Source organism: Brevibacillus sp. SIMBA_040, assembly GCF_046535075.1.
Classification (GTDB): domain Bacteria; phylum Bacillota; class Bacilli; order Brevibacillales; family Brevibacillaceae; genus Brevibacillus.
On record NZ_JAWRXI010000026.1, the window covers coordinates 48,759 to 75,435 of the forward strand.

28 protein-coding genes are annotated in these 26,677 nt (G+C 48.1%); all 28 read left to right on the forward strand.

What is annotated here, in order from left to right; all coding sequences use genetic code 11:
- Window positions 1-61 precede the first annotated feature (61 nt).
- A complete protein-coding gene (locus tag SB752_RS29145; RefSeq protein ID WP_410718961.1) occupies window positions 62-841 on the forward strand; it encodes an ABC transporter permease in 780 nt (259 codons plus the stop codon).
- A 4-nt stretch (window positions 842-845) separates the two neighbouring features.
- Window positions 846-1,634, forward strand: coding sequence for an ABC transporter permease (locus SB752_RS29150; protein ID WP_410718962.1), 789 nt, complete (start codon window positions 846-848; stop codon window positions 1,632-1,634).
- Between the two features lie 12 nt (window positions 1,635-1,646).
- Window positions 1,647-2,621, forward strand: a complete 975-nt coding sequence (locus SB752_RS29155; protein ID WP_410718963.1) for an ABC transporter ATP-binding protein — start codon at window positions 1,647-1,649, stop codon at window positions 2,619-2,621.
- 136 nt (window positions 2,622-2,757) lie between these two features.
- Entirely contained in the window at window positions 2,758-3,342 is a 585-nt protein-coding gene (gene fapR / locus SB752_RS29160) for a transcription factor FapR (RefSeq protein WP_410718964.1), read from the forward strand.
- Window positions 3,343-3,361: 19 nt separating this feature from the next.
- Entirely contained in the window at window positions 3,362-4,366 is a 1,005-nt protein-coding gene (gene plsX / locus SB752_RS29165) for a phosphate acyltransferase PlsX (protein WP_410718965.1), read from the forward strand.
- Between the two features lie 5 nt (window positions 4,367-4,371).
- A complete protein-coding gene (locus tag SB752_RS29170) occupies window positions 4,372-5,391 on the forward strand; it encodes a beta-ketoacyl-ACP synthase III (RefSeq protein ID WP_410718966.1) in 1,020 nt (339 codons plus the stop codon).
- Window positions 5,391-6,341: an ACP S-malonyltransferase gene (gene fabD, locus SB752_RS29175; protein ID WP_410718967.1), complete on the forward strand. Its 951-nt coding sequence runs from the start codon at window positions 5,391-5,393 to the stop codon at window positions 6,339-6,341. The genes SB752_RS29170 and fabD overlap by 1 nt, the downstream gene beginning before the upstream one ends.
- Window positions 6,335-7,075 carry a 3-oxoacyl-[acyl-carrier-protein] reductase gene (gene fabG / locus SB752_RS29180; RefSeq protein WP_410718968.1) on the forward strand — a complete coding sequence of 247 codons (741 nt, stop codon included), beginning with the start codon at window positions 6,335-6,337 and terminating at the stop codon, window positions 7,073-7,075. Before fabD ends, fabG begins: the two co-directional genes overlap by 7 nt.
- A gap of 81 nt (window positions 7,076-7,156) precedes the next feature.
- Window positions 7,157-7,390 carry an acyl carrier protein gene (gene acpP, locus SB752_RS29185; protein WP_049738730.1) on the forward strand — a complete coding sequence of 78 codons (234 nt, stop codon included), beginning with the start codon at window positions 7,157-7,159 and terminating at the stop codon, window positions 7,388-7,390.
- Window positions 7,391-7,526: 136 nt separating this feature from the next.
- The gene (fabF, locus tag SB752_RS29190; RefSeq protein ID WP_410718969.1) at window positions 7,527-8,768 is read left to right on the forward strand and encodes a beta-ketoacyl-ACP synthase II; all 1,242 of its coding nucleotides are present in this window, start codon (window positions 7,527-7,529) and stop codon (window positions 8,766-8,768) included.
- Window positions 8,769-8,822: 54 nt separating this feature from the next.
- Window positions 8,823-9,512: a ribonuclease III gene (gene rnc, locus SB752_RS29195; protein ID WP_235615656.1), complete on the forward strand. Its 690-nt coding sequence runs from the start codon at window positions 8,823-8,825 to the stop codon at window positions 9,510-9,512.
- A 323-nt stretch (window positions 9,513-9,835) separates the two neighbouring features.
- Window positions 9,836-13,408 carry a chromosome segregation protein SMC gene (gene smc / locus SB752_RS29200; protein WP_410718970.1) on the forward strand — a complete coding sequence of 1,191 codons (3,573 nt, stop codon included), beginning with the start codon at window positions 9,836-9,838 and terminating at the stop codon, window positions 13,406-13,408.
- Window positions 13,409-13,453: 45 nt separating this feature from the next.
- Window positions 13,454-14,461: a signal recognition particle-docking protein FtsY gene (ftsY, locus tag SB752_RS29205; protein ID WP_410718971.1), complete on the forward strand. Its 1,008-nt coding sequence runs from the start codon at window positions 13,454-13,456 to the stop codon at window positions 14,459-14,461.
- Window positions 14,462-14,604: 143 nt separating this feature from the next.
- Window positions 14,605-14,943 (forward strand): putative DNA-binding protein, encoded by a 339-nt coding sequence (locus tag SB752_RS29210; protein ID WP_410718972.1) that lies wholly within the window; start codon window positions 14,605-14,607, stop codon window positions 14,941-14,943.
- Window positions 14,944-14,953: 10 nt separating this feature from the next.
- Complete coding sequence (gene ffh, locus SB752_RS29215; RefSeq protein ID WP_410718973.1) at window positions 14,954-16,369, forward strand: signal recognition particle protein; 1,416 nt, start codon at window positions 14,954-14,956, stop codon at window positions 16,367-16,369.
- Between the two features lie 111 nt (window positions 16,370-16,480).
- Window positions 16,481-16,753, forward strand: coding sequence for a 30S ribosomal protein S16 (gene rpsP / locus SB752_RS29220; protein ID WP_047067992.1), 273 nt, complete (start codon window positions 16,481-16,483; stop codon window positions 16,751-16,753).
- A 23-nt stretch (window positions 16,754-16,776) separates the two neighbouring features.
- Window positions 16,777-17,004, forward strand: a complete 228-nt coding sequence (locus SB752_RS29225; protein WP_049738737.1) for a KH domain-containing protein — start codon at window positions 16,777-16,779, stop codon at window positions 17,002-17,004.
- 101 nt (window positions 17,005-17,105) lie between these two features.
- Window positions 17,106-17,516, forward strand: coding sequence for a YlqD family protein (locus SB752_RS29230; RefSeq protein ID WP_410718974.1), 411 nt, complete (start codon window positions 17,106-17,108; stop codon window positions 17,514-17,516).
- 35 nt (window positions 17,517-17,551) lie between these two features.
- Complete coding sequence (gene rimM, locus SB752_RS29235; RefSeq protein ID WP_410718975.1) at window positions 17,552-18,070, forward strand: ribosome maturation factor RimM; 519 nt, start codon at window positions 17,552-17,554, stop codon at window positions 18,068-18,070.
- 15 nt (window positions 18,071-18,085) lie between these two features.
- The gene (gene trmD / locus SB752_RS29240) at window positions 18,086-18,832 is read left to right on the forward strand and encodes a tRNA (guanosine(37)-N1)-methyltransferase TrmD (protein WP_410718976.1); all 747 of its coding nucleotides are present in this window, start codon (window positions 18,086-18,088) and stop codon (window positions 18,830-18,832) included.
- A gap of 154 nt (window positions 18,833-18,986) precedes the next feature.
- Entirely contained in the window at window positions 18,987-19,334 is a 348-nt protein-coding gene (gene rplS, locus SB752_RS29245) for a 50S ribosomal protein L19 (RefSeq protein ID WP_049738740.1), read from the forward strand.
- A 140-nt stretch (window positions 19,335-19,474) separates the two neighbouring features.
- Window positions 19,475-20,038 (forward strand): signal peptidase I, encoded by a 564-nt coding sequence (gene lepB, locus SB752_RS29250; protein ID WP_410718977.1) that lies wholly within the window; start codon window positions 19,475-19,477, stop codon window positions 20,036-20,038.
- Window positions 20,039-20,073: 35 nt separating this feature from the next.
- A complete protein-coding gene (ylqF, locus tag SB752_RS29255) occupies window positions 20,074-20,967 on the forward strand; it encodes a ribosome biogenesis GTPase YlqF (protein WP_410718978.1) in 894 nt (297 codons plus the stop codon).
- 228 nt (window positions 20,968-21,195) lie between these two features.
- Window positions 21,196-21,972, forward strand: coding sequence for a ribonuclease HII (locus SB752_RS29260; protein ID WP_410718979.1), 777 nt, complete (start codon window positions 21,196-21,198; stop codon window positions 21,970-21,972).
- Between the two features lie 41 nt (window positions 21,973-22,013).
- Window positions 22,014-23,900 (forward strand): hypothetical protein, encoded by a 1,887-nt coding sequence (locus SB752_RS29265; protein ID WP_410718980.1) that lies wholly within the window; start codon window positions 22,014-22,016, stop codon window positions 23,898-23,900.
- Window positions 23,897-24,187: an EscU/YscU/HrcU family type III secretion system export apparatus switch protein gene (locus SB752_RS29270; RefSeq protein WP_103105918.1), complete on the forward strand. Its 291-nt coding sequence runs from the start codon at window positions 23,897-23,899 to the stop codon at window positions 24,185-24,187. Before SB752_RS29265 ends, SB752_RS29270 begins: the two co-directional genes overlap by 4 nt.
- Window positions 24,184-24,555 (forward strand): YraN family protein, encoded by a 372-nt coding sequence (locus tag SB752_RS29275; RefSeq protein WP_410718981.1) that lies wholly within the window; start codon window positions 24,184-24,186, stop codon window positions 24,553-24,555. Before SB752_RS29270 ends, SB752_RS29275 begins: the two co-directional genes overlap by 4 nt.
- A gap of 428 nt (window positions 24,556-24,983) precedes the next feature.
- Window positions 24,984-26,600 carry an Ig-like domain-containing protein gene (locus tag SB752_RS29280; RefSeq protein ID WP_410718982.1) on the forward strand — a complete coding sequence of 539 codons (1,617 nt, stop codon included), beginning with the start codon at window positions 24,984-24,986 and terminating at the stop codon, window positions 26,598-26,600.
- Window positions 26,601-26,677 lie beyond the last annotated feature (77 nt).

The window sequence follows — 26,677 nt, forward strand, 5'->3', positions numbered from 1 at the left end:
TGCAATGCCATCCGGTATCTGCTATTCTATGATTCCTGACTTTTTCCAAAAGGAGGATCATATGGTCTACTGGCGGATTATCCGCAAAAGCTATCGTCGTAATCTTCAGTATCGTCTGTCACATTTGATCAATAACCTCGCAAGCTCGATTTTTGGGCTTGTTTTTATTGCCATTTGGGCTGGGGTGCTTAAAGGCAAAGAAGTGCACGGCCCTTACGATCTGCAAACAATGGGACAGTACATCGCCGTATGCCAAAGTGTTTTATGGATGACAACCTTTCTGTCACCTGGACTTGCAATTCCGGTTGGAGTGAGAAGCGGAGCGGTGAGTCTGGATTTGATCAAGCCTGTTCACTACCTGTGGTATGTGCTCTGCCAAGAATTTGGCCGGATTCTCTACAATGCTTGCTATCGCAGCTTGCCCATCGGTTTGCTACTAGGTCTTGCCGTAGGCTTCCATTTGCCATCCAACTTCCTTGCCTGCCTCTTGTTTCTCCTCTCCTTGCTGCTTGGGACGTATACGGGTCTTTTGCTATTTTACCTCGCAGGGCTTGTCTCCTTTTGGACGACGGAAATCCGCTGGGTTCACTACATTTTGCTGTCACTTGTGTTTGGTCTCGGAGGTCAAATGATTCCTTTAGATTTATTGCCGGGTGTGATGGGGCAGATCGCGCCTTATTTGCCGTTTTCCTGCATGATTTATTATCCGGTCATGACTTTCCTGGAGCTGGCAGGTCCTGAGGCTCTTATGGTTCAGGGCAGCTGGGCACTCGTACTGACGGGGATCGCTCTTGCAGTTACTGCGCTAGCAAGGCGTAAGGTTGAGATTCAAGGGGGATAGAGGAATGCTCGCACTTTATCGAAAGCTGCTCGTCGCAAGCATACGTGCACAAATGCAGTACAAGCTGAATTTTATTACAAGTGCTGCGACTACAGGGATGATCATGGTTCTGGACTTTTTGATTTTGTCTGCCATTCTCTATCGGTTTCATGATGTCAATGGCTGGACTATTTACGAGGTTGGACTCTTGTATGGCATTTCCTCTGTTGCTGTTTCTGTCTACCGATTTTTTGCACCTGAAATCAACGACTTTGAGAAATACATTATCCATGGTGAGCTGGATCAACTGTTGATTCGCCCTGTTTCGCCGTTGCTTCTGCTTTTAACGCGGAATCTCGACCTGTCGCGAGTAGGTGGTATGATGCAGGGCATCTCCATTTTGATCTTGTCCATGACCGGATTGTATGCCCAAGGGAAGGAAATCGGACTTCTGCTGTTATTCACTCCTGTAGCGATTGTATCGGGTGGTGTCATTTACTTCTCTATCGCTCTTACCACGGCAACTCTTGGCTTTTGGACGCATCAAGTCAAGGACCTGCAAACCTTTACAATTTATGCACCAGCCAACGCATCGAACTATCCTATCAGTCTCTATCCAGGCTGGTTAAAATGGATGTTTTACACGGTGCTGCCAATTGCTTTTATGAATTATGTGCCGATGCTCACGCTGCTCGGGAAAGCCGAGAACTGGTACTTGCCTTTGCTGACTCCAGTGGTGGCGTCGCTCGCTTTGTTGTTATCCTTGCGGTTTTGGGCCTATGGAATACGACATTATCACAGTACAGGGAGCTAGGGAGGGATTGCGATGATAATAGCGGACCAGGTCGGGAAAACATTTTTTCTGACACAAGCAAAAGAGGGGAGTTTCTCCTCCTTGCGCACGCTGTTTTCCCGCGAAAAACGAGAAGTAAAGGCGGTTGAGGATGTTTCCTTCTCGATCGAAGAAGGAGAATTCGTTGGCTATATAGGGCCGAATGGAGCGGGGAAGTCGACGACAATCAAAATGCTTTCTGGAATTCTCCACCCAACTGAAGGAGAAATAGTAGTAGGAGGGTTTAGCCCGCAAAAAGATCGTGCTCGGGTAGCTTCCCAGATCGGTGTCGTATTTGGACAAAGAACTCAGCTATGGTGGGACTTGCCTGTGCGCGATTCATTGGAGATATTGCAAGCGATGTACAAAATCGATCGCCAATCATATGTGCGAGCGATGGAGATGTACAAGGAGCTTTTGGATCTGCATGATTTTCTGGATACTCCCGTTCGCAAGCTGTCGCTCGGACAACGGATGAGAGCTGACCTCGCTGCAGCTCTTTTGCACAATCCACCGATTTTATTCTTGGATGAACCGACGATTGGGCTGGATGTAGTCGCCAAAACACGAATACGGGCATTTCTCAGGGAAGTGAACAGGACGCAAAAAAAGACGATTCTTTTGACGACACACGACATGGATGATATCGAACAGCTGTGCAGTCGAATCATTGTGATCAATCACGGGAAAAAAATGATTGATACGAGTATCCAAGACCTCCGTAATCGTATAGGGCTTCCGAGTATGATTCAAATTGACTATCAAAAGCCCCCGAAGCACCCTGATGTTCAAGCTATCGAGGGAATAGAACGAATAGAGCTTACAGGTAGCGAGTTGACGATTTACTATGACAAAGGGAAAATTCCTTCGCCGCGGATTCTGGCAGAAGTGGCACAATGGGGTGAGCCTTTAGACATCAGGATGAAGGAACCAGGAATTGAGGAGATCATCAAACGCTTGTATCGCTAGGGACGGATGCCCATTTTCACCAACTTTACTTGTAATTCAGAGCCTTCTCCCTTATACTGATTTTTGGTACCAGGTATTAAAAACTGATCGCAATCATACATATGAAAAGCGTTACCTACCATGACATTGCCAGGGGGTGTCGAGCATCGCCCGCTTGCCGAAAAAAGATCGCCAGTCCCGTTTAGTACAGTCGCTGGCGGATAACCCATTTGCGACGGACGAGGATCTTGCAGAGTTATTTAAAGTCAGTATTCAAACAATACGATTAGACCGTTTGGAGCTAGGTATTCCGGAGCTTAGAGAACGGATCAAGTCTGTAGCGGAAAAAAGTCTGGACCCAGTAAAGTCATTGGGTATCGATGAAGTCATTGGTGAAATCATTGACCTGCAGCTGGATTCACAGGCGATCTCTGTTTTGGAAATTAAAGAAGAGCACGTTTTTTCACGAACGCAAATTGCTCGTGGTCATTACATATTTGCCCAAGCCAATTCGCTTGCGGTGGCAGTAATCAATGCTGATGTGGCTCTGACCGCTACAGCTCGGATTCGCTTTGTTCGTCCGGTACGTGCTGGAGAAAAACTCGTAGCAAAAGCACTGGTCAGGAGCCGCAGCGGCGATGAATGCAAAGTGCGTGTAGAGACAAAGGTACAAGGAGAACTGGTCTTTACTGCTACTTTCCGTGTAGTCGGGATGTCGGGTGCACAAACTCGGCATGGTTGAAAGTAAGGAGGAATTACGGTTGCGAATTGCAATTGATGCGATGGGCGGAGATAATGCACCGCGCAGCACAGTGCTGGGCGCGTTAGCTGCCGTTAAGGAAAACCCGTCAATCACAGTGGTGTTGGTGGGGGATGAACAAGCTATTCGGAGCCATTTGCCGCAGGATAGGCCGGCAAACATTGAAATTGTACCTACAACAGAAGTCATTCAAACAGATGATGAGCCTGTGCGAGCAGTGCGTCGGAAGAAAAATTCGTCGCTTGTTGTAGCAGTGGAGATGGCGCGCGAGAAAATTGTCGATGCTGCCATCTCGGCAGGAAATACTGGAGCACTGATGACGGCTGGATTGTTGTACGCAGGGCGCATGGAAGGGATCGAACGACCGGCGCTGGCTGCGTACATCCCGAACGTAAAAGGGAGAGTCACACTCACGCTGGATGTCGGTGCGAATATGGATGCCAAACCGCATCACCTCGTTCAATACGCAGTGATGGGAAGCTTGTATGCAGAAAAGGTGCTTGGATTTGAAAAGCCAAAAGTAGGCTTGCTCAACGTAGGGACAGAGGAAGGAAAGGGCAATGAGTTGACGAAGGCCGTCTTTCCGCTGTTAGCCGAAGCTGACTTGAATTTTGTCGGCAATGTCGAGGCACGTGATGTCATGCAAGGTGAGTGTGATGTACTCGTCTGCGATGGATTCGTCGGGAATGTTTTGCTCAAATCAGTGGAGGGAGCAGCATCTACAATCTTTTCTCTACTCAAGCAGGAGTTTACTTCTAGCCTGATTAATAAGGTAGGAGCGGCCATTTTAAAACCCGGATTGATGCGTTTCAAAAAACGGATGGATTATGCGGAGTACGGTGGAGCTCCACTGCTCGGCTTGCGTAGTCCGGTGATCAAAGCCCACGGGTCTTCAGATGAAAAGGCCATTAAAAATGCGATTGCCAGCGCAGCTCGTTTCGTAAAGCAGGACGTGAACGACATTATTCAAGAAGAGCTACAAAAAAATCGTACAGAGAGCGAGTGAAGCAGATGAATGCAAAACGTTCAGTAGGAATTTTGGCTACAGGCTCCTACACACCTGACCGGGTGTTGACTAACTTTGATCTGGAAAAAATAGTGGATACCTCGGATGAGTGGATTGTCTCACGTACCGGTATTCGGGAAAGACGGATCAGTTCATCAGAACAAGCTTCTTCTGACCTTGCTTTCGAGGCAGCCAAAAGAGCGCTGGAAAAAGCAAATATTAGTGCAGAACAACTGGATATGATTATTGTCGCAACCGTGACACCAGACATGATGTTTCCTTCGACTGCCTGCATTTTGCAGGAAAAACTAGGGGCGAAGCGCGCGGCCGCATTGGACGTGTCGGCAGCATGTACCGGCTTCTTGTATGGAATCACGACAGCGACTCAGTTTATCGCAAATGGCTTCTACAAATACGTTTTGGTTGTCGGTGTAGAAACCCTCTCCAAAATCACAAACTACAAAGATCGCAATACATGCGTACTGTTCGGTGATGGTGCAGGAGCGGCTCTGATCGGTGAAGTGAATGAGGGCTTCGGCTTCCAGTCGTTTGAATTGGGCGCAGATGGTTCAGGCGGTCCTCTACTTTGCCAGCCAGCAGGTGGTTCAAGAATTCCGGCATCGAGCGAGTCAGTTGAAAACGACCTGCATTATCTTTCGATGGCAGGCGGAGAGGTCTTTAAATTTGCCGTTCGCGTCATGAACTCCGCGACGGAAGCGGTATTGACCAAAGCAGGTATCACGAAAGAGGAGATCGATCTGTTGGTACCTCATCAAGCGAATAAGCGCATTATTGACGCTGCCGTTCAACGCTTCGGATTGTCAGAAGAGAAGGTAGCGATCAATCTGGATCGCTATGGCAACATGTCCTCTGCCTCTATTCCAGTAGCGTTAGATGAAGCAGTGCAAGCTGGCCGAGTAAAAGAAGGCGATCATATCGTCCTCGTCGGCTTTGGTGGCGGACTGACTTGGGGAGCATCTCTTTTGAAATGGTCGACTACTCCTGTAGAAGGGAGCGAGCAATAATGGGTAAAATCGCTTTTGTGTTCCCAGGCCAAGGCTCACAATTTGTAGGCATGGGTCAAGCGCTTGCTGAGCAGTCACCAGCAGCCCGCCAGGTTTTTGAAGAAGCAGATGCTGCGCTCGGCTTTTCGCTTTCGCAGCTTTGCTTCGAGGGTCCGGAAGAAGAGCTAAAGCTGACAGCAAACACACAGCCGGCAATTTTGACAGCGAGCATTGCTGTGCTTGCAGCCTTGAAGGAAAAACAGCCGGGTTTCTCTCCTGCGTTTGTTGCAGGGCACAGTCTGGGTGAATACTCCGCATTGGTAGCAGCAGGAGCTTTGTCTTTTGCTGATGCAGTGAAAACGGTACGTTCCCGTGGCCAATTCATGGAGGAAGCAGTGCCAGCAGGACAGGGTGCGATGGCTGCGGTTCTGAATATAGATCGCGCTGCACTCCATGCCGTGTGTGAAGAAGTGACGGTATCGGGTCATCCGGTTCAACTCGCTAACCTTAACTCTCCTGGTCAAATCGTCATTTCTGGATCTGCCGAGGGAGTAAAGCTGGCTGGCGAACAGGCAAAAGCAGCGGGTGCGAAAAGAGTGCTTCCTCTCAATGTGAGCGGTCCTTTCCACTCTTCTCTTATGCAGCCGGCAGCTGACAAGCTGAAAGCGGTTCTGGCAAATGTTTCGGTACAAGACGCAGCTGTTCAGGTAGTTGCCAACGTAACGGCAAGACCGGTAACAGAATCAGCAACGATTGTAGACAGCCTGATTCAACAGGTTAGTGCTCCTGTTTTGTGGGAGGACTCTGTGCAGTGGATGGTAGAACAAGGTGTGACGACTTTTGTTGAAATTGGACCAGGAAAAGTATTGGCTGGTTTGATCAAAAAGATTGCTCCTGCAGAAACAACCATTCTTTCTGTACAAGATATGGATTCGCTAAGCGAGCTTTTGGATGGAGGGGTACTATGCTAGCAGGAAAAACAGCACTGGTAACGGGTGCATCGCGCGGGATCGGTCGTGCGATTGCGCTGAAACTGGCAGAAGCAGGCGCGAATGTCGTGGTGAACTACGCAGGTAGTGAAGCGGCAGCGGGTGAAACAGTAGCGCTCATCAAAGAGATGGGACGTGATGCGATCGCGGTTCGCGCAAACGTATCTTCCACTGAAGATGTAACTGAAATGTTCAAGGCAGCCCTCGATCATTTTGGAGCGATTGACATCCTCGTAAACAATGCGGGTATTACCCGTGACAATTTGCTCATGCGTATGAAAGAAGACGAGTGGGATGATGTGATTGCTACGAATCTCAAAGGTGTATTCAATTGCGTAAAAGCAGCTACTCGTCCGATGATGAAGCAGCGTTCAGGCAAAATTATTAATATTACATCTGTTGTTGGTGTGCTGGGCAATGCTGGACAGGCAAACTACGTAGCTGCCAAAGCTGGCGTAATCGGCCTAACGAAAACAGCAGCACGTGAGCTCGCTTCTCGCGGAATCACAGTGAATGCGGTAGCACCTGGCTTTATCGATACAGAAATGACTGCCGTTTTGCCTGAGGATGTAAAAGCAGGCCTGGTAGGTCAAATTCCGTTGGCGCGTCTGGGACAGACCGAAGATATCGCTTCTGTTGTATTGTTCCTCGCATCTGATGCAGCTAACTACATGACTGGTCAAACCCTCCACGTAGACGGCGGCATGTACATGTAATAGCTTCTCTAAGACTTGTTTCATACAAACTGGTTTTTTGAAAGCTCATCCACTATAATACGGGAGAGGGGGTGAAGCAAGATGGCAGATACATTGGAGCGTGTGAAGAAAATCATCGTCGATCGACTGGGTGTAGATGAGTCCAAGATTACTTTGGAAGCTTCTTTCAAAGAAGACCTGGGCGCTGACTCCCTGGATGTAGTAGAACTCGTAATGGAACTCGAAGACGAGTTTGATTTGGAGATTTCAGACGAAGATGCTGAAAAGATCACTTCTGTTGGTGAGGTTGTAAAATACATAGAATCTCAGAAGTAGAGAAATCAGTTGGAAGTCCCGTACCTTACGGGACTTCTCCTTCAATTACCGCTTAGTACATACCATCCACTTTTACTTTTTGATTGACATGTGAAGTAAGAAGCGAACTGCTGACTTTCATATAGAGGTGATCGTAATGAAACGAAGAGTGGTGATTACTGGCGTTGGTGTGGTTTCCCCTGTTGGAAATGACGCGCAGACCTTCTGGAACAGCCTTCTGGAAGGCAAATCAGGCGTTGATCGTCTGACTGCATTTGACGCCTCTGATTATCCGACACAGATTGCGGGAGAAGTAAAAGATTTCAATCCCGAGCTGTATATGGACAAAAAAGAAATTCGACGTACAGACCGATTCGTTCAGTTTGGTTTGGCAGCTGCTAAAATGGCAGTCGAAGATGCGAAACTGGAAATCACGCCAGAAAATGCGGAACGAGTGGGTGTATACATCGGGTCCGGAATTGGCGGTCTGTCTACATGGGAAGATCAGCATTCCGTACTTTTGGAAAAAGGTCCACGCCGCGTGAGTCCGTTCTTTATTCCGATGCTGATTGCGAACATGGCATCTGGTGCCGTTTCCATCCAGTACGGTGCAAAAGGACCTACCTCCAGTGCGATTACAGCATGTGCCACTGGAACAAACGCGATTGGTGACGCACTTCGCTTGATTCAGTTTGATCATGCAGATGTCATGATCGCTGGTGGTGCAGAAGCGACTGTTCGTCCAATGGCATTTGCAGGATTTTGCTCAGCCAAGGCGATGTCTACACGCAATGACGAACCGCAAAAAGCGAGCCGTCCGTTTGACAAAGATCGTGACGGATTCGTGATGGGTGAGGGAGCTGGCGTAGTCATTTTGGAAGAGCTGGAGCATGCGAAAAAGCGTGGAGCCACCATCATTGCAGAAGTGATTGGTTACGGAATGAGCGCAGATGCGCATCATATTACCTCACCATCACCAGGTGGAGAGGGTGCAGCTCGCTGCATGACAAACGCACTAAAAGACGCGGGAATCCAGCCGGACGCGGTTGATTACATCAACGCTCACGGTACTTCTACGGATCAAGGTGACATCGCTGAGACGCAAGCCATTAAATCAGTATTTGGTGAGCATGCATACAAGCTGGCTGTCAGCTCCACTAAATCGATGACAGGTCACCTGCTGGGAGCAACAGGTGGAATTGAGGCAATCGCATCTGCTTATGCACTGCGTGATCAAATTTTGCCACCAACAATCAATCTGGAGAACCCTGATCCAGAATGTGATCTGGACTATGTACCTAACCATGCGCGGAAGGCGACCGTCAATGTAGCTGTCTCCAATACGTTTGGATTCGGCGGTCATAATGCAACGGTGGTCCTCAAGCGTTACGAAGCATAAATGAGTCCTACTGCGAGAAAAAGTAGGCAGTCTCCTGGAACGGTGGTGAGGGTGATGAGTTTTGCACAGCTGCAAGAAAAGATTGGAGTACGCTTTCACGATGAGAGCGTTTTGCGGCAAGCATTCACCCATTCTTCCTACGTGAACGAGCAACGAGGCAAACGGATTTCCGACAACGAGCGGCTGGAGTTTTTGGGCGATGCCGTACTGGAGCTGACCGTTTCACAGTTTTTGTACAAAACCTTCCCTAAGATGAGTGAAGGGGAAATGACAAAGCTGCGTGCGGCAATCGTCTGTGAACCGTCTTTAGTCAAGTTTGCCGAACTGCTGAATTTTGGCGATCTCGTTTTGCTGGGAAAAGGGGAAGAGCTGACGGGTGGCCGACAGCGACCAGCCTTGCTAGCGGACGTTTTTGAAGCATTTGTAGGTGCACTCTATTTAGACCAAGGGGTGGACGCTGTTTTCTCCTTCATGGAAAAATACGTCTATCCTCGTGTAGATAAGGGAGAGTTTGCCCAGGTAACCGACTTCAAGAGCCAGTTGCAGGAATTTGTTCAACAGGACAATCTGGGAGACATCCAGTATCGAATTGTAGAAGAAAAAGGACCGGCTCATAACAGAGAATTCGTGTCCGAGGTTCTTTTAAATAATCGTTCCCTAGGTGTTGGTTCAGGTCGCTCCAAAAAAGAAGCGGAACAGCAAGCAGCAGCGCGGGCATTGGTGATTTTAGGAGATAAAGCATAGCTAGAAAGGATGGGGGCTGCATCGTCTGTGAATAGATGATGCAGCTTTCTCTAACCTTACCTCTATTAGGTGGCAGCTCATGTGAGCAAGCCCGATAGAGGTTTTTTTGCTCATCCTGCTCATCCGTGAAACCTGCGTCGATAAAGGTTTTCTTCCTGTAAACATAGGGAAATTACTGCGTGAGCAAGCCTTCTATGTTACACTTATTTGGATAAGATCAAGTAAGCTCGTAGTGGAGTAGCTCCTGTTCGATGCAGGGGCTTCTTTTCGGGTGACATCTGCTCTTTGATAAAGCGGATGTGTTGTTAAGGAGGACCGTCAGTATGTATTTAAAACGCCTGGAACTGGCAGGATTCAAGTCCTTTGCCGACCGGACGGAGCTGGAGTTTGTGCCAGGAGTAACAGCGGTTGTTGGTCCAAATGGAAGCGGAAAAAGCAATGTCTCCGATTCAATCCGCTGGGTCCTGGGTGAACAAAGCGCCAAATCGCTCCGTGGGGCGAAAATGGAAGATATCATTTTTGCAGGAAGCGATACACGCAAGCCGGTTAATTTTGCGGAAGTCACGCTTACCTTGGATAATACGGACCGCTCTCTCGACATGGAATATTCGGAAGTCTCTGTGACGCGACGTGTTTATCGTTCCGGGGATAGTGAGTACTACATAAACAATCGATCATGCCGTCTAAAAGATATTATGGAGCTGTTTATGGATACGGGCCTCGGAAAAGAAGCGTATTCCATTATCGGCCAAGGGAAAATTGAGGAAATCCTCAGCACCAAATCCGAAGATCGTCGTGGCATCTTTGAAGAAGCCGCTGGTATCGTGAAATACAAGACACGCAAGCGCGAAGCGGAAAAGAAGCTGGACGACACGGAGCAAAATCTTGTTCGAATTCATGATATCGTCAGTGAAATTACAGAACAGATGGGCCCGTTAGAGGAGCAAGCACAAACAGCGAAAACATACAAGGAGCTGCATCGCAAGCTGGTAGAGCATGAGGTAGCACTCTATGTTCAGCAAATTGAAGCAGCCCACATGAAATGGGAGGCTGCATCTAAACGGGTCGTGGAGCTACAGGAGCAGCTTGTTGCCCAATCGACACAAGCATCCAAGCAGGAAGCAGACCTGGAACAGGCGCGTTTTCATGTGACGCAAATCGATCAGTCCATCGAAGAGCTCCAGCACGTCCTCCTTACAGTCAGTGAGGAGACGGAAAAGGTGGAGGGGCAACGGGAAGTATTGCGCGAGCGCATGCGAAATCTCCATGCCAATCGCCAGCAGACGATGGAGCAAATGCATCGTATCACGGAAAAGCAGCATACCATCGAGACTGAGCTTGCGAATGAGCAAGAGCGTGCAGAGGAAGCAAATCGTCGGATGAAGGAAGCACATGAGTCGTTGCAAGCAGCAGAAGGTCAGTTTTTCTCCATGGTGCAATCACTGACAGATGATGTAGAACGACTGAAGAGCGATTACTTCGAAAAGCTGAACGAGATGGCAAACCAGCGAAATGATATTCGCCATCAAGAGCAGCTCTTGCAGACGAGTCAGGCTCGCTTGAATCGTCAGCAATCGGGAAAAGAGCAGCTCGATTTGGAAGAAGCACAGCGTCAAGCTAAGCTTGCTAGCCTACAAGAGCAGCTGGAGAGCATAGATCAAAAAATTCAGGAGACGGTTACTCGCTATAAAGAGCTGATGGAGGGCTTGCGCAACGGACAAGCTCACTTGGAGTCAGAGCGCCGAGACCTGCGACAGTGGGAGCAAAAAAGGGAAGCAGCCAAATCTCGCTTAGACTTGCTCAAAGAGATGCAGTCCGAGTTTGCCGGTTTCCAACAAGGCGTTAAAGAGATTCTTAAGGCGCGGGAGCGTGGCTTTAAAGGCATTCATGGAGCCGTAGCAGAGCTGGTAGTTGTGCCGCAGCAATATGAAACTGCCTTGGAGGTCGCACTTGGTGGTGCTCTGCAAAACGTCGTCGTGGAAAACGAAGCAGCAGGTCGCGCGGCGATTACCCACCTGAAGCAGCATAATGCGGGTCGCGCTACCTTTTTACCACTTGATGTCATACGGCCTCGCAGCTTGGCAGCTGATGATAAAAGGCAGCTGGCAAAAGAGTCCGGCGTGATCGGGATTGCCAGCGAGCTCGTATCATATGAAGCGACCTACCGTCCCATTCTGGAAGCCCTGCTTGGAAATGTGATCGTGACAGAGACGCTGGAGCAGGCTAATAAAGTCGCTCGGACACTGGGTTATCGCTATCGCGTGGTAACACTTGAAGGCGATATCGTAAATGCAGGCGGATCGATGACAGGTGGAGCGCTCAAGAAAAACAGCACCAACCTGTTGGGAAGAAACCGTCAAGCAGAAGAACTGGAAGCGCAAATGGGCGATATCGACCAGACAATTTCTGGGCATACTACCCGTATTGAGCAGCTCACAAATGAGCTGCAACAGTTGGAGCAGGAGCAGGAAACACTCCGTACAGAAGGCGAAAACTTGCGCCTGAAGGAGCAGGAAGTCAAAGGTCTTTTTCAGCAAACGGAAGCAGAAGGACGCTCACTGGGCGAACGTGCAAAGCTGGTCGAGCAGGATATTGAGGGCTATCGTCGGGAAATGGAAGAGGCGATCCGCAAGCAAGAAAAGCTTCAGGAATCGCTCGCGACGATGGAGGCGGAGGAAAAGGAGCTGTCTTCCCTTGTCGCTGCTGCCGAAGCCAAGCGCCAGGAGCAGCTGGAATCCAAAGAAGAGATGAATGAAAAGATCACGAGTCTCAAGGTGCTGAATGCACAGATCAAGCAGGAGTACCAATCCCGCCTGGAGCAGACGGAGCGTTTGGTCGAGCAAAAAAGCTTGCTGCAGCGTGAATGGGAAGAGCAAAATGAAAATTTGGCATCCTATGATGAGCTGGAGCGTACGAATGAATCGTCGGGAGCTGAGCTAGACCAGCGGATTACCGAGCTGCGCCAGGACAAGGATCGAGTAGCTGGATTGATCGCAGAGCGTCGTAATGAACGAGCTACACTCTTCTATAAACAGGAGCAGCTTGAGCAGCAGGTCAAAGAAATTCGCCGAGAGGTCAAAAATCTTGAGGAGAAGCTTCATCAGGAGGAAGTGAAGGTAAACCGCAATGAGGTTGAACTGGATCATCTGTTGAACAAACTCTCGGAAGAATACGAAATGAGCTACGATCTCGCCAAGCAAAAATATCCACCACGCGGAGAAATCGCTGAGGAGATCCAAATCGTTAATCGTCTCAAAAAGCAAATCAGTGCACTTGGAACCGTGAATCTTGGTGCAATCGAGGAGTTCGAGCGCTTGTCAGAGCGTCAGCAGTTCCTCAGCTCACAGGAAGCGGACTTGAACGAAGCGAAGGACATGCTCTATCAAGTGATTCAAGAAATGGACCAGGAGATGTCACGCCGCTTCAAAGAGACGTTTGACGCGATTTCCCTGCAATTCCGAGATGTGTTTGTGCAGTTGTTTGGTGGGGGACGTGCCGATCTGGTTCTCTCTAACCCGGATAATTTGCTCGAAACCGGGATTGATATCGTGGCTCAGCCTCCAGGGAAAAAGCTGCAAAATCTGGCACTGCTCTCTGGCGGTGAGCGGGCCCTTACTGCTATGGCTTTGCTGTTTGCCATTCTGCGAGTCAAACCGGTTCCTTTCTGCGTGCTGGATGAGGTTGAAGCCGCTTTGGACGAGGCGAACGTCAACCGTTTTGCTGAGTACATGCACCATTTCAGCAATCAGACACAGTTTATTTGTGTAACCCATCGCAAAGGAACAATGGAGAGCGCCGATGTATTATACGGGATTACGATGCAAGAAGGCGGTGTCTCCAAGCTGGTGTCCGTAAAGCTGGAGGACAGTGACAAGTTTATTGAATCAGCATCCTAACGAGCTCTTCAAATCATATGACAATACCCGCAAAGGAAGATGGATATGAGCTTTTTCAAGCGCCTTCGTGACACCATTGTACAAAAATCGGAGGAAGTCACACAGAAGTTTACGGACGGATTGTCCAAGACGAGAGACCTTTTGGTTGAAAAGGTAGAGGACCTGGTTCGTCGCTATAAAAAAATCGATGATGATTTCTTTGATGAACTGGAAGAAATCCTGATTACTTCTGACGTTGGCGTCAACACCGTTATGGAATTGATTGACGATTTGCGTTCAGAAGTCCGCAAGCAAAAAATCGAGAATGCGATTGATTTGCAGCCAATCCTTTCAGAAAAGCTGGTTGCTCTTTTGAAAAATGATGAGGCAGCCGATACTTCCCTCAATGTACAGGATGGTCGTGTAAACGTCATTTTGTTCGTTGGGGTAAATGGTGTAGGTAAAACCACTACGATCGGAAAAATGGCGCATATGTTCAAGCGGCAAGGAAAAAAAGTGCTCTTGGCAGCAGGCGATACATTCCGTGCAGCAGCGATTGAGCAGCTCGAGGTTTGGGGTGGCCGTGTAGGCGTCGAAGTCATCAAGCAGCAGCAAGGCTCCGATCCGGCAGCCGTCATCTACGATGCCATTCAGGCAGCGAAGTCCAGACAGGTAGATGTTTTGCTGTGTGATACGGCAGGCCGCCTGCAAAACAAGGTAAATCTCATGGAAGAGCTGGCAAAGGTTCATCGCGTACTGCAGCGTGAACTTCCGGGCGCCCCACATGAGGTGCTGCTTGTGCTAGATGCCACGACAGGACAGAACGCGCTGTCCCAGGCGAAAACGTTTGGGCAATCAGCGGGTGTCAGTGGTCTTGTATTGACCAAGCTGGACGGTACGGCCAAAGGTGGTATTGTCATCGCGATTCGCAATGAGCTAAACATCCCTGTAAAATATGTAGGACTGGGCGAGGGTATGGATGATTTGCAACAGTTCGATCCGGAGCAATTTGTGCATGCATTGTTTGCTGGATTGATTCAAAAAGAAGAGGCAGAAGCCCAGGAAAACGCATAAAATCTAGTAGAAACTGCGAAACAAAAATGATGTCAATAAAAAACCTTGACACTAGGTGTGGAATTAGGTACTATAATCTACGTGCTGTAAAGAAAAAGTCTTTACAGTTTGAAACGAGTACCTCATAGCAAAGGATTGGTTCCATGTTAGAAAAGACCAATCAAGTCAATCTCTTATTTGACTTCTACGCGCCTCTACTAAAAGGCAAGCAACGCGAATATCTGGAGCTATACTATCTCGACGATCTGTCCTTGGGAGAAATAGCCGAGATGCACGAGGTCAGTCGTCAAGCCGTTTATGATCACATTAAGCGGGCTGAGAAGCAGCTGTTTGAATATGATCAAAAGCTTCTTCTTGCAGATCGTCATGAAAAGCGGATGACTGTGCTGAATCGAATGAGCGAGCTTGTAAGTGAGCTTGCGGAGAGCAAGACAAGAGACGAGCTGAATACTTTGCTCCACCAACTGTCAGAGATGGATTAGGAGGGCTCGCATGGCGTTTGAGAGCTTAGCCAATCGGCTGCAAAACGCGTTTGACAAACTGCGCGGCAGAGGAAAGATAGACGAGACCATCGTGAATGAAGCGATGCGTGAGGTTCGTCTGGCTCTGCTCGAAGCAGATGTTAACTTTAAAGTAGTAAAAGACTTCGTAGCTCGTGTCAAAGAGCGCGCAGTTGGTCAGGAAGTCATGAAAAGCCTGACGCCTGGTCAAATGGTGATCAAAATCGTGAATGAAGAGCTCGTCGCTCTCATGGGCGGCAACGCAGTCGGACTCACGATGGCACACCGGCCTCCGACAGTCATTATGATGGCAGGTTTGCAAGGGGCAGGTAAGACGACCACGACCGGTAAACTAGCCAAGTTTTTGCAAAAGCAAAACCGCAAACCGCTGTTAGTGGCGGGGGACATTTATCGTCCGGCTGCGATCAAGCAGCTGCAGGTTTTGGGGGAGCAGCTCGGTGTTCCCGTATTTACACTCGGAGATCAAGTCAGTCCGGTAGACATCGCGCGCCAAGCGATTGAACATGCGAAAACAAACCATCTCGATGTCGTTTTGATCGATACGGCAGGTCGCCTGCATATTGATGAAGCTTTGATGGACGAGTTGAAGCAGATTCGCGAAGTGACAAAGCCAGATGAGATTTTGCTGGTCGTTGATGCGATGACAGGTCAAGATGCCGTCAACGTAGCAGAGAGCTTCAATAGTCAGCTGGAGCTGACTGGGGTCGTTCTTACCAAGCTCGACGGTGATACCCGAGGCGGTGCAGCGCTTTCCGTAAAAGCAGTCACTGGCAAGCCGATCAAATTTGCGGCGATGGGTGAAAAGCTGGATGCGTTAGAACCGTTTCATCCGGATCGCATGGCCTCCCGTATTCTCGGTATGGGTGACGTGCTTAGCCTGATTGAGAAAGCACAGGCATCTGTTGATGAAGACAAAGCACGTGATATGGAACGACAAATGCGTCAAGGTGAGTTTACCTTCGACATGTTCCTGGATTCCATGCAGCAGCTTCGCAACCTGGGTCCCTTTGAAGACATTCTCGGCATGCTGCCAGGAATGAACAAGATGAAGGGCAAAATGAACGTGGACGAGAAGCAGATTGCCCGTGTAGAAGCAATCGCGAAATCCATGACCAAAGCGGAGCGCGCCAATCCTGATCTTCTAAACGCAAACCGTCGCAAGCGCATTGCAAATGGTAGCGGAACGAGCATTCAGGAAGTGAATCGTTTCCTCAAGCAATTCGAGGAAATGAAGAAGATGATGAAGCAATTCTCTGGCGCTGCAGACAAGATGGTCAAGAAGTCCAAGAAAAAGGGCTTTGCTGGATTACCATTCATGGGTAAAGGCGGAGGAAACAACCAAGGCGGTATGAACTTCCCCTTTAACTTCAAACCACCGTTCAAGTAAAATAGGCATGATCTCTTCGCGACACTGACTTGTCAGCTGACGCGATGGTTCAGATATAGTAGCACCAACGCGAGTGTAACTTGCGTTGATCCATACAGGAGGTGACACAACATGGCAGTTAAAATCCGTCTGAAGCGTATGGGTTCTAAGAAAGCTCCTTTCTACCGTGTAGTAGTAGCTGACTCTCGTTCCCCTCGCGATGGCCGTTTCATTGAAGAAATCGGTTACTACAATCCGGTTGCACAACCGGCAGTGGTGAAAATTGATACCGACAAAGCGGTACAATGGATCCTGAATGGTGCAGCTCCAACTGATACCGTTCGTAACCTTCTCTCCAAAGAAGGCGTACTCGCAAAAGTACACGAAACCAAATACGGCAAATAAGTCGATCATCTGGAGGTCTGATGATGAAAGCGCTAGTTGAAACGATCGCTAAAGCTCTCGTCGATCATCCGAATGAGGTTCGTGTTAACGCAGTGGATAAAGAACGCATTCTCGTCTTTGAATTGTCGGTTCATCCTGATGATATGGGGAAGATTATCGGCAAGCAAGGACGAATCGCCAAAGCACTGCGCACGGTCGTGATGGCTGCTTCCGTGGAAACGGACAAGCGTGTCACGGTTGAGATTGTTTGAGAAAAGGCTGGGAGCTTTCCCAGTCTTTTTTCTACTATCAAGACGTACATGCTGTTTTGCCTGTTTAGGATAGCTCTTGCGTCGGAGGGAGTGCTTTGACCATGGTCACTATTTTTCGTACGGTACAGGTAAAAATCATCATCACTGAAGCGTCTAGGGCCGTTCTCGTCGAGCAGTATCGAACACAGCTGAACATGCGCAATGAGGAATGGCAACAATGGCAGTTTCAAGCAAAGAAAATACTAGCGGATGCGAAGAAAAAATCTGCGGATACATATACACTGGCGCAAGAAAAAATTGCTCGGGAAGAACGCTTGCGCAAAGAAAAAATAGAGCATCTGACGTGGCAGCTGGAACAGGCTGCAAACCTGCCAGTTGGCAGTGAGCTGGATTATCAGACCGTACAAAGCCCAGTAACAGTGAAAGTCGGCGATGTTTGGGATGAAATCATAGCAGGAACGGAAATCATGATAAAAGATGGCTATGTGCACGAGATACGTCAGAAGACCTAGCACTAGGATGGCAAGAAATAAGGAGGTATGATTCCTTGGAACAGAAAAATTACTTTGGTGTGGGTAGACTTGTAAACACTCATGGTTTGCGCGGAGAAGTTCGAGTTACTCCAACAACGGATTTCCCTGACCAACGCTTTCGCAAAGGAAATGAGCTGTTATTGTTTCATCCAACGCTTGCAGAGCCACTTAAGCTGAAAATCGCAACACGCCGCGCACACAAAGGCTTTGAGATTTTGAGCTTTCATGGATACAGCAATATTAATGACATCGAAAAGTATAAGGGCGGCGAGCTGAAAATTCCGGAAGAAGCACTGATGGAGCTGGAAGAGGATGAGTTCTACATCCATCAGCTGGTAGGTTGTCTGGTTGTAACAGACGAAGGAGAAGAGCTGGGCAAGATCACAGATGTGATGCAACCGGGTGCAAACGATGTTTGGGTCGTCAAAGGAAAGCGCGGCGAAATTTTGCTGCCGTACATTGATGAGTGTATTAAAGAAGTAGATATCGAAAACAAGCGTGTCGTCTGCCATCTGATGGAAGGCTTGTTGTAGGGAGGATTTTATCGGATGCGGATTGATATTCTCACGCTTTTCCCCGAGATGTTTACCGGTGTCTTATCCAGCAGTATTTTGGGAAAAGCGAGTGAAAAGGAGATTGTGGAGTTTCACGTCGGCAACTTCCGGGATTTCTCCGAAAGCAAGCATGGAACGGTAGATGATACGCCATATGGTGGTGGCGGAGGGATGGTGCTCAAGCCAGAACCTTTGTTTCGTGCCGTTGAAGCTATGTCACCAGATAAAAAGCCTCGTGTTATCCTTATGTGTCCACAGGGTGTGCCATATCATCAAAAGCTGGCAGAAGAGCTGGCGCAAGAAGAGCATCTGGTCTTTATTTGTGGACACTATGAGGGATATGATGAGCGAATTCGTGAACATCTCGTCACCGATGAAATTTCCATCGGAGATTACGTGCTGACAGGTGGTGAGCTAGCGGCGATGGTGGTAATCGACAGTGTCGTCCGTTTACAGCCGGGAGCACTCGGAAACCAGACATCAGCTGTGGAGGATTCCTTCTCAACCGGACTCTTGGAATACCCGCACTACACGAGGCCAGCTGAATTTCGCGGATGGAAGGTACCAGATATATTGCTCTCTGGACATCATGCGAACATTGAGAAATGGCGCCTGAAAGAATCGCTGAGACGTACGAGCATGCGCAGGCCAGATCTATTGGACAAGCTGGAGCTGACGCCAGAAATGAAAAAGCTGTTGGCGGAAATTGAGCAGGAGAAAAAAATGGAGGACAAATCATAATACCTCCTTGTAGTTTTTCGCCTACTGTGTTAATATGTTTCTTGTGGCAATTTTGCCCGCTGACTAAGGCGGTCCGCTACTCGTATCTCAGTCACTTGCACTGAGCCTATTGGATAGACGAGTAAGAACGTCTGATCGGAAGGAGGAAATTCAAATGAACCAAGTAATCCGTGAATTGGAAAAAGAGCAATTGAAACAGGACATTCCTGCGTTCCGACCTGGTGACACTGTACGTGTACACGTAAAAGTTATCGAGGGTCAGCGCGAGCGTATTCAGCTGTTCGAAGGCGTTGTTATTCGCCGTCGCGGTACAGGTGTTAGCGAAACATTTACTGCTCGTAAGATTTCTTACGGCGTAGGTGTTGAGCGTACATTCCCAGTGCACACGCCTAAGATCGACAAGATCGAAATCGTGCGTCATGGTAAAGTACGTCGTGCGAAACTGTACTATCTGCGCGATCGCGTAGGTAAAGCTGCTCGCATTAAAGAAATTCGTCGATAAGCGTTTCATAACGCATGAGAAAGGGGACTGGTCTGCTAGCCAGGCCTCTTTTTTCCATTTTCCCCCGTTTTATAAAATGACAAGAATAGCAGATAGTATCAATACAGGATGGACGAGCTTGCATTAGGAGGATCGGAAACATGAGCGAAGAAGTAACCTCCAGCCGCGCCAAGAAGAAAGAGCATTGGGAATGGTTAAAGGCGCTCGGAATAGCGATTATACTAGCGTTTCTCATCCGTACCTTCCTATTCGCTCCTTTTATCGTCGAGGGCGAATCCATGGAAACGACATTACATAACAGTGAAAAATTAGTCGTGAATAAAGCGATTTATTATTTGCAAGATCCGAAGCCAGGGGATATCATCGTTTTTCATGCCGAACAAAAACGCGATTATATTAAAAGAGTAATCGCTGTTGCTGGAGATACAGTGGAAGTAAAGAACGACGAGCTGTATGTGAACGGCAAACTGGTAGAAGAGCCTTATCTTGCACAACATAAAGAACAAGCGAAAGCACAGGGTGAGCCTTTTTTCACCAATGATTTTCCGCCGGTTCAAATTCCGGCAGAACACATCTTCGTCATGGGGGATAATCGCCTAAACAGTCATGACAGCCGTGCCATCGGGCCAGTTGCGGTCAGTACGGTTGTTGGGCGGGCTGAATTTACATTTTGGCCTCTGGGTGATATCCGCATGACAAAATAAATAGCAAAGCATTGCTTCAAGGTAGGTGAGACATCATGGCGATCCAATGGTTTCCTGGCCATATGGCAAAGGCGCGCCGACAAGTAACGGAGAAGCTGAAACTGATCGACGTGGTCATCGAGCTTTTGGATGCACGTCTACCGTTGTCCAGCCGAAATCCAATGATTGATGAGATTGTCAGCGAAAAACCGAGATTGATCTTGTTAAACAAAGCCGACTTGGCTGATGAAAAAGCGACAGAAGAGTGGATTGCGTATTTCCGCAAGCTTGGAATTCGTACGTTGCCGATTGATGCTCTCAGTGGCAAGGGCGTAGGCAAGCTTCCAGAGCTGTGCCGCGAGCTGGCTGCTGAGATGCTGGCAAAGCGCAGTGAAAAAGGCATGCAAGGCCGAGCCATTCGCATCATGATTTTGGGTATTCCAAACGTAGGGAAATCCTCATTGATTAACAGACTTTCCAAACGTGCTGTAGCACAGACGGGAGACAGACCGGCAGTGACGAAGGCCCAGCAATGGGTGAAGATGGGCGATACACTTGAGCTTCTGGATACACCAGGTATTCTATGGCCCAAATTTGAAGATCAAATGGTGGGACTCAGACTTGCCGCGAGTGGAGCGATCAAGGACGAGCTAATCGATTTCACCGAGGTAGCCTTGTTTGTGATTACTTATATGATGCATTACTACCCAGAACGCTTGCTGGATCGCTTCAAGCTCAAAGCACTTCCTGAAGATCGCGTCGAGATGCTTGAAGAAATTGGCAAGAAGCGAGGATGCCTCGTTTCAGGCGGAAATATCGATTACGATAAGGCAGCAGAAATATTCCTGCGTGAACTGCGCTCTGGAAAGCTGGGGACAGTTTCCGTGGAACGTCCAATCGATTGGGAGACGGATGAGCCGATTGGTAAGCCGGTATCCTTTCCTGAATGAGATGAAGTAAGTCAGTGAAAAACCTGTCTATCGACAATCCGGTAGGCGGGTTTTTTTAACGTATAGGAATTTATAAGCGTGACGTTTATGAATTCCGGAGCGCATAGCAAGGTACATCAGCGTCCGCTCCCGGCATTGCTTCGGTGAAACTTTCCGCTAAAACGTGGTCGCTCCTCCTTGAGGAGGCCTCGGTAGAGTTTTTTTACATAGCAAAGGAGAAAGATGTCAATGAATCTGGCTGACATGTCGATAAAAGAAATACGGTTAACAATCGAAAAAATGGACGAAGTACCCAAAGATTTTTTACAATTGTTAAAAGAGGATCAAAGGTCTGGCGTACAGGCAATGGCTCGTCAGCAGGAAGCGGCAATCGCTCGCCAAGAAAAGCTGGAAGCCATGTGGAAGGAAATGACTCTCTATGAGAGAGGGTTACGTGAGAAGGGCCATGTCCATTTGATTGGTGTAGATGAGGTCGGCAGAGGCCCTTTGGCTGGACCAGTTGTAGCGTGCGCCGTATGCCTTCCTGAGGATTTTTATTTGCCAGGCTTAAATGATTCCAAAAAAATTCCGGTGGCGACTCGCGAGGCGTTTTACGAGGTAATTGTGCGTGATGCACTGGCTGTTGGAATCGGAATTGTTGATGCTGCACGAATTGATGAAATTAACATTTTGCAAGCAACAAAAGAAGCGATGAAAAATGCAATCGATAATTCTGGCTTGAACCCGGATGCTTGTTTGATTGACGCTGTGCAGCTCACTGGCCTTAGCTGTGTGCAAGTACCCATCATAGGTGGCGATGCTAAAAGCGTCTCGATTGCAGCCGCATCGATTGTAGCAAAGGTCACAAGAGACCGCATGATGGCAAATTACGCCAAGGAGTATCCAGAGTATGGCTTCGAGAAACACGCAGGCTATGGCACTGCAGAGCATTTGTCAGCGATCGCACGATTTGGACCAACGCCGATTCATCGAAGAACATTTACAGGTGTAAAGGAACAGGCATAATGCTAAATGCGATTTTCACGTCGTAAAGGAGGAGGTTTCCCATGTTTTCCCCTTCGCAATTGATTCAATCCGTCATGCAGCGATCTGCTATACAAACGCCAAAGCCAGTAGAGCTTACCCCGGGACAAGTATTTAAAGGGACTGTCATTAAGCAGTATCCAGACAATATGGCTCTTGTGCAAATTGGCGGGCTGCAGGTTCAGGCAAAAATGGAAGCAAAGCTTGAGCCTGGACAAAAAGCGTGGTTGCAGGTTCAGCCTTCGACTGATGTCGTGACCTTAAAGGTTTTGGAAACAACACCAGAAGGGGCTGGCAAAGAGGCAACGCTGGAGGGCTTAATGCGGTCATTAGGGCTTCCTGAGACAAAAGAGAGCAGAGCAATCGTTTCTGCTCTATTGAATGCCAATTTGCCTGTAAACAAGGAAACGGTACAAGCATTTACGGCGGTAGCGCAGCGTCTGGGGATGGACGATGCTACGGTAGAGGCATTCATGCTCGCTGCAAAGCGAAATCTTCCTCTAACGCCAGATACAGTGGCAGGACTCAAAACATTTATGTCTGCGAAGCCCATCGACCAGGTGATTCAACATTTTCAGCAGCAAGCCTCTCTCTTTTTGGATAATGACGCTCCAGCTACGCCACTCGCTGGTGGATCTATCCGAAATGATCAGGCAACGGACACAAACAATGATCTTCGGCAGGTCGTTAGTCAGTTAAAAGAGAGGCTGGCTGCGCTCCCGGTACTGGTTTCAGGACAGAGTGAGACCAATGAAACAGAGCAAACGCAGCTGATCAACCGGCCGAATGCGCCGACCCCTCCTGGTCAGAACGCAGTCACAACGGGTACGGGAAACACGCTGCCTGCTACGAGCAATCAAGCGACAGCTGGGGTTGCTACAGAAAATCCAGCGTCAGGGGTAGCGAAGGAGCCAGCAGCTGGCAATCAACAAATCCAGGCGAAAGCAAATGATACACTGCAGCAAAATGTGAACCTACAAAATAATGCAAACCAAGCTGGAGCTTCTGCCAGTACTCCTGCTCCTGGAAGTGCGCTTGGCCAAGGGATGGCAGGGAGAGGGCCAACAGGGTCTGAACAGGCGAATCAACCAATGACAAATGTTAGCGGTACGCGTCCGAGCCAGGAGCTGCAGCAGGCGTTAGGTATGGGGAATGCTGAATCGATAAAGCCAGTTATCAATGAAACGGTAAAAGCAAATGTGCCTGTTCAAGGAAATGGTCAACCAGCAGCGCCACCAGCTCCTGTGGCAGGGACGTCCTCAAATCCGATTGCCGAGCTGTTTCGCCAGCTGGGTTTGGGACATGAGCGAGGTATCATGGGACAATCACTTTCTGGAGGGACTCTAGAAGCTGGAGTTCACAAGCAGCTGGAATCAGTGAAATCGTTATTGCTGCAAATCTCCCAGTCACCACCTCAAAGTGTCCCGCATGCATTGAGAGAAGCAGCGGATCAATTGCTGCAGCAGGTCACTGGACAGCAGCTCATGATGCTTCAACCATCAAACCAGGCCCTGTCTCAAATCGTTTTGCAAATCCCAATACGCACAGATCAAGGCGATGATACAGCCTTTGTACAGATTGAATCCAAGAAAAAAGATGGCGGCCAAGTAGACGCTGAGAATTGTCGCTTGTTTTTCCATCTGGAGCTGGAATCGATGGGGACAACGATGATTGATGTAAGCATCGTCAATCGGATTGTCAATCTCCAGATTTTCAATGATGCTCCGTGGGTAGAGCCTATGATCTCGGGGATGAAGGACAGCTTTGCGCTGCAGCTACAGGACGCAGGATATCATCTGTCTGCCATGCGCGTGCAGCCTGTCCCGGATGAGCGCAGCCGAATCGCCGGTCAGTCTGGGGCGAAACGGACAGCACTCACCGATTATAAGGGAGTGGACCTGCGCGTATGAGTCACTCAACCACTCCAGAAGGGAAGCGAATACAGGCTGTTGCCCTCAAGTATCAGGCTGGTACGATGGATGCTCCAAAGGTTGTAGCAAAAGGCAAAGGGTACGTTGCTGAAAATATGCTCAAAACTGCGAAGGAACATGCAATTCCGATCCAGGAAGATCCATCGCTGGTGGAAGTACTGGGTAAGCTCGATTTGGACCAGCAAATTCCACCAGAGCTCTATCAGGTAGTCGCCGAGATTCTTGCCTTTGTGTATCGTTTGGACAAAGGAGGCGGCAAAGGGTGACTGATCAACGACGCGCTCTCGGACAAAAGGGCGAGCAAATGGCTGAAGAATTCTTGGAGCAAAAGGGTTATGAAATCATCAGTCGCAATGTTCGCACGAGGCGAGGAGAAATCGATTTGATTGCGATGGATGGCTCCACACTTGTATTTGTAGAGGTTCGGACTAGAGCGAGTCATGTATTTGGAACTGCGCTTGAATCAGTGACTTGGCGAAAGAGGCAAAAATTGCGTGAGCTCGCCATGGAATATTTGCAGTCATGGGAAGGGTATGTACCTTCCTTTCGCTTTGATGTCATTGCTGTCGAGCGCGCGGATCGAGGCAAAAGCGAGGCAGTGTTTCACATCCAGCATGTTGAACATGCTTTTTAGCCAGCCTTTTCTATGCATTACAAAAAACACTTTCCTTGAAAAAAGGGCGCAGGAGTATTTGTTTATTGGGGATATGTCTACAGCAACCGCCTTGCAAGCGGCGTATGATGTACTGTACTCGACGCGATGAAACTCCTCCAAGCATCAACATTCGCCTTCTGGCAGTTGCCAGGAGGCTTTTTTTTGTTTACGTATAGGAATTTATATGAGTGTCGCTTATGAATTCCGGAGCGCATGGAAACTTTCCGCTAAAACGCGGTCGCTCTCCTTGAGAATGCCTCGATAGAGGTTTTCTTATCGCTAACCTTATTCAAAACATTTGCCGATACACAAAACAAATGTTTTTCAAAAAAACTTGGATTTTCATGTGACATTTTTCCATTTCGTTCGTCAAAGTAAGTATAGGAATCCATTTGGAGGTAACCACGATGATGTTATCAAAAAAAATAATAATGAGAAATGTTGGACTTGCAATTGCTACCATTTTTACAGTGCAGGTTTCTTTAGCAGGGATTACGTCCGCGCATGCGATCTCACAAACTAATGCTGTGTCATACGCGAGTACGGCAAAGGCTTCTAAAGCAATCTTTAAGAGTAGTAAGACCTGGCTAGATGTATCAGTAGGAGGTACAACTACGGTTACTCTTTCTTATGATAGAAAAGGTGTAGACAATACTAAGGTACGTTGGGAGAGTTCAAATACTTCAATAGTTACTGTCAAAAATGGTGTGGTAACTGGAGTTAAAAGCGGTTCGACAACCATTATTGCGACTTACAAAGGTGAGGAAATCAGTATTCCTGTCACAGTTGCAAGTGGAGGAAGTCTTGAAGCAGATACAAGAAGCCTCAGTTTAAAAAAAGGTAAGACTTCTACTATTGAACTAAAGTACAATAACAAAAGCATTTCAGGCTCAAGCGCAACATGGAGCACGTCAAATAGCTCCGTAGCTACTGTTAAAGACGGCGTAGTAACGGCAAAGGGTAACGGAACTTCAGTAGTTACAGCAAAATATAATGGAAAATCCGTCGAAGTAACCGTTAAAGTTAATTCAAATTCGTCTGGCAAGTTGGAAACAAGCGATTACGAGCTCGCTTTGAAAACAGGAGAAAGAGAGACGATTTCTCTAACGTACAACGATGATAAGTTGCCTGGTTCAAAAGCAACCTGGAAAACATCTAAATCTTCTGTAGCTACAGTTAGCAGCTCCGGCATGATTACTGCCAAGGGGAAAGGTACAGCAACGATTACAGCTGAGTACAAAGGATACGAGGTTGAAATAGAGGTTAAGGTTGATGGTAAAAGTTCCGGAAAATTATTAGAGGTTGATGAAACAACCATTAAGCTGAAAAAAGGCAAGAAGGAAACAATTAGACTAACGTATGATGGCAGTAAGCTTTCTGGATCGAAGGCGACATGGAAGACTTCCAGATCATCTGTAGCAACTGTGGATGATGACGGTGTAATTACAGCAAAAGGAAAGGGTACAGCAACTATAACTGCTGGATATAAGTCTGAGGAAGTTAAGATTGAGGTTAAGGTAGATACGACAGGCTCAGATTCACTAGAAGCATCAAAAAGCAAGATAACCATGAGTAAAGGTGATAAAGAAACGATAAAACTGACTTATGATGGAAGCAGCCTTACAGGGTCAAAAGCCAGCTGGAGCACTTCCAAATCGTCTGTTGCAACAGTTAGTAACAGTGGAGCCGTTACAGCGAAAGCAAAAGGAACAGCAACGATTACAGCCAAATATAAAGGTGAAGAAGTAGAGATTGAAATTAATGTAGATTCCAAAGGCTCTAGTTCTGATTCGTTGGAAGCGGAAGAGACCAGCCTGACTTTACGAAAGGGTGATGCAGAAACGATCGGGCTTCTTTACAACAACAAATCCCTCGCAGGAATCAAGGCTGATTGGAGCACATCGAAATCATCTGTAGCGACAGTTAACAGTAGTGGGCGTGTGACTGGAAAAGCTAAAGGCACCGCGACAATCACCGCTGAGTACAACGGTGAAAAAGTCAGAATCAAAGTAACTGTAAAATAAATACTACAAGAGCAAGAAGCCCATCGGATCATGTCCAATTGATTCTATGGGCTTTTTTTTTCATGATGTTGTCCAGA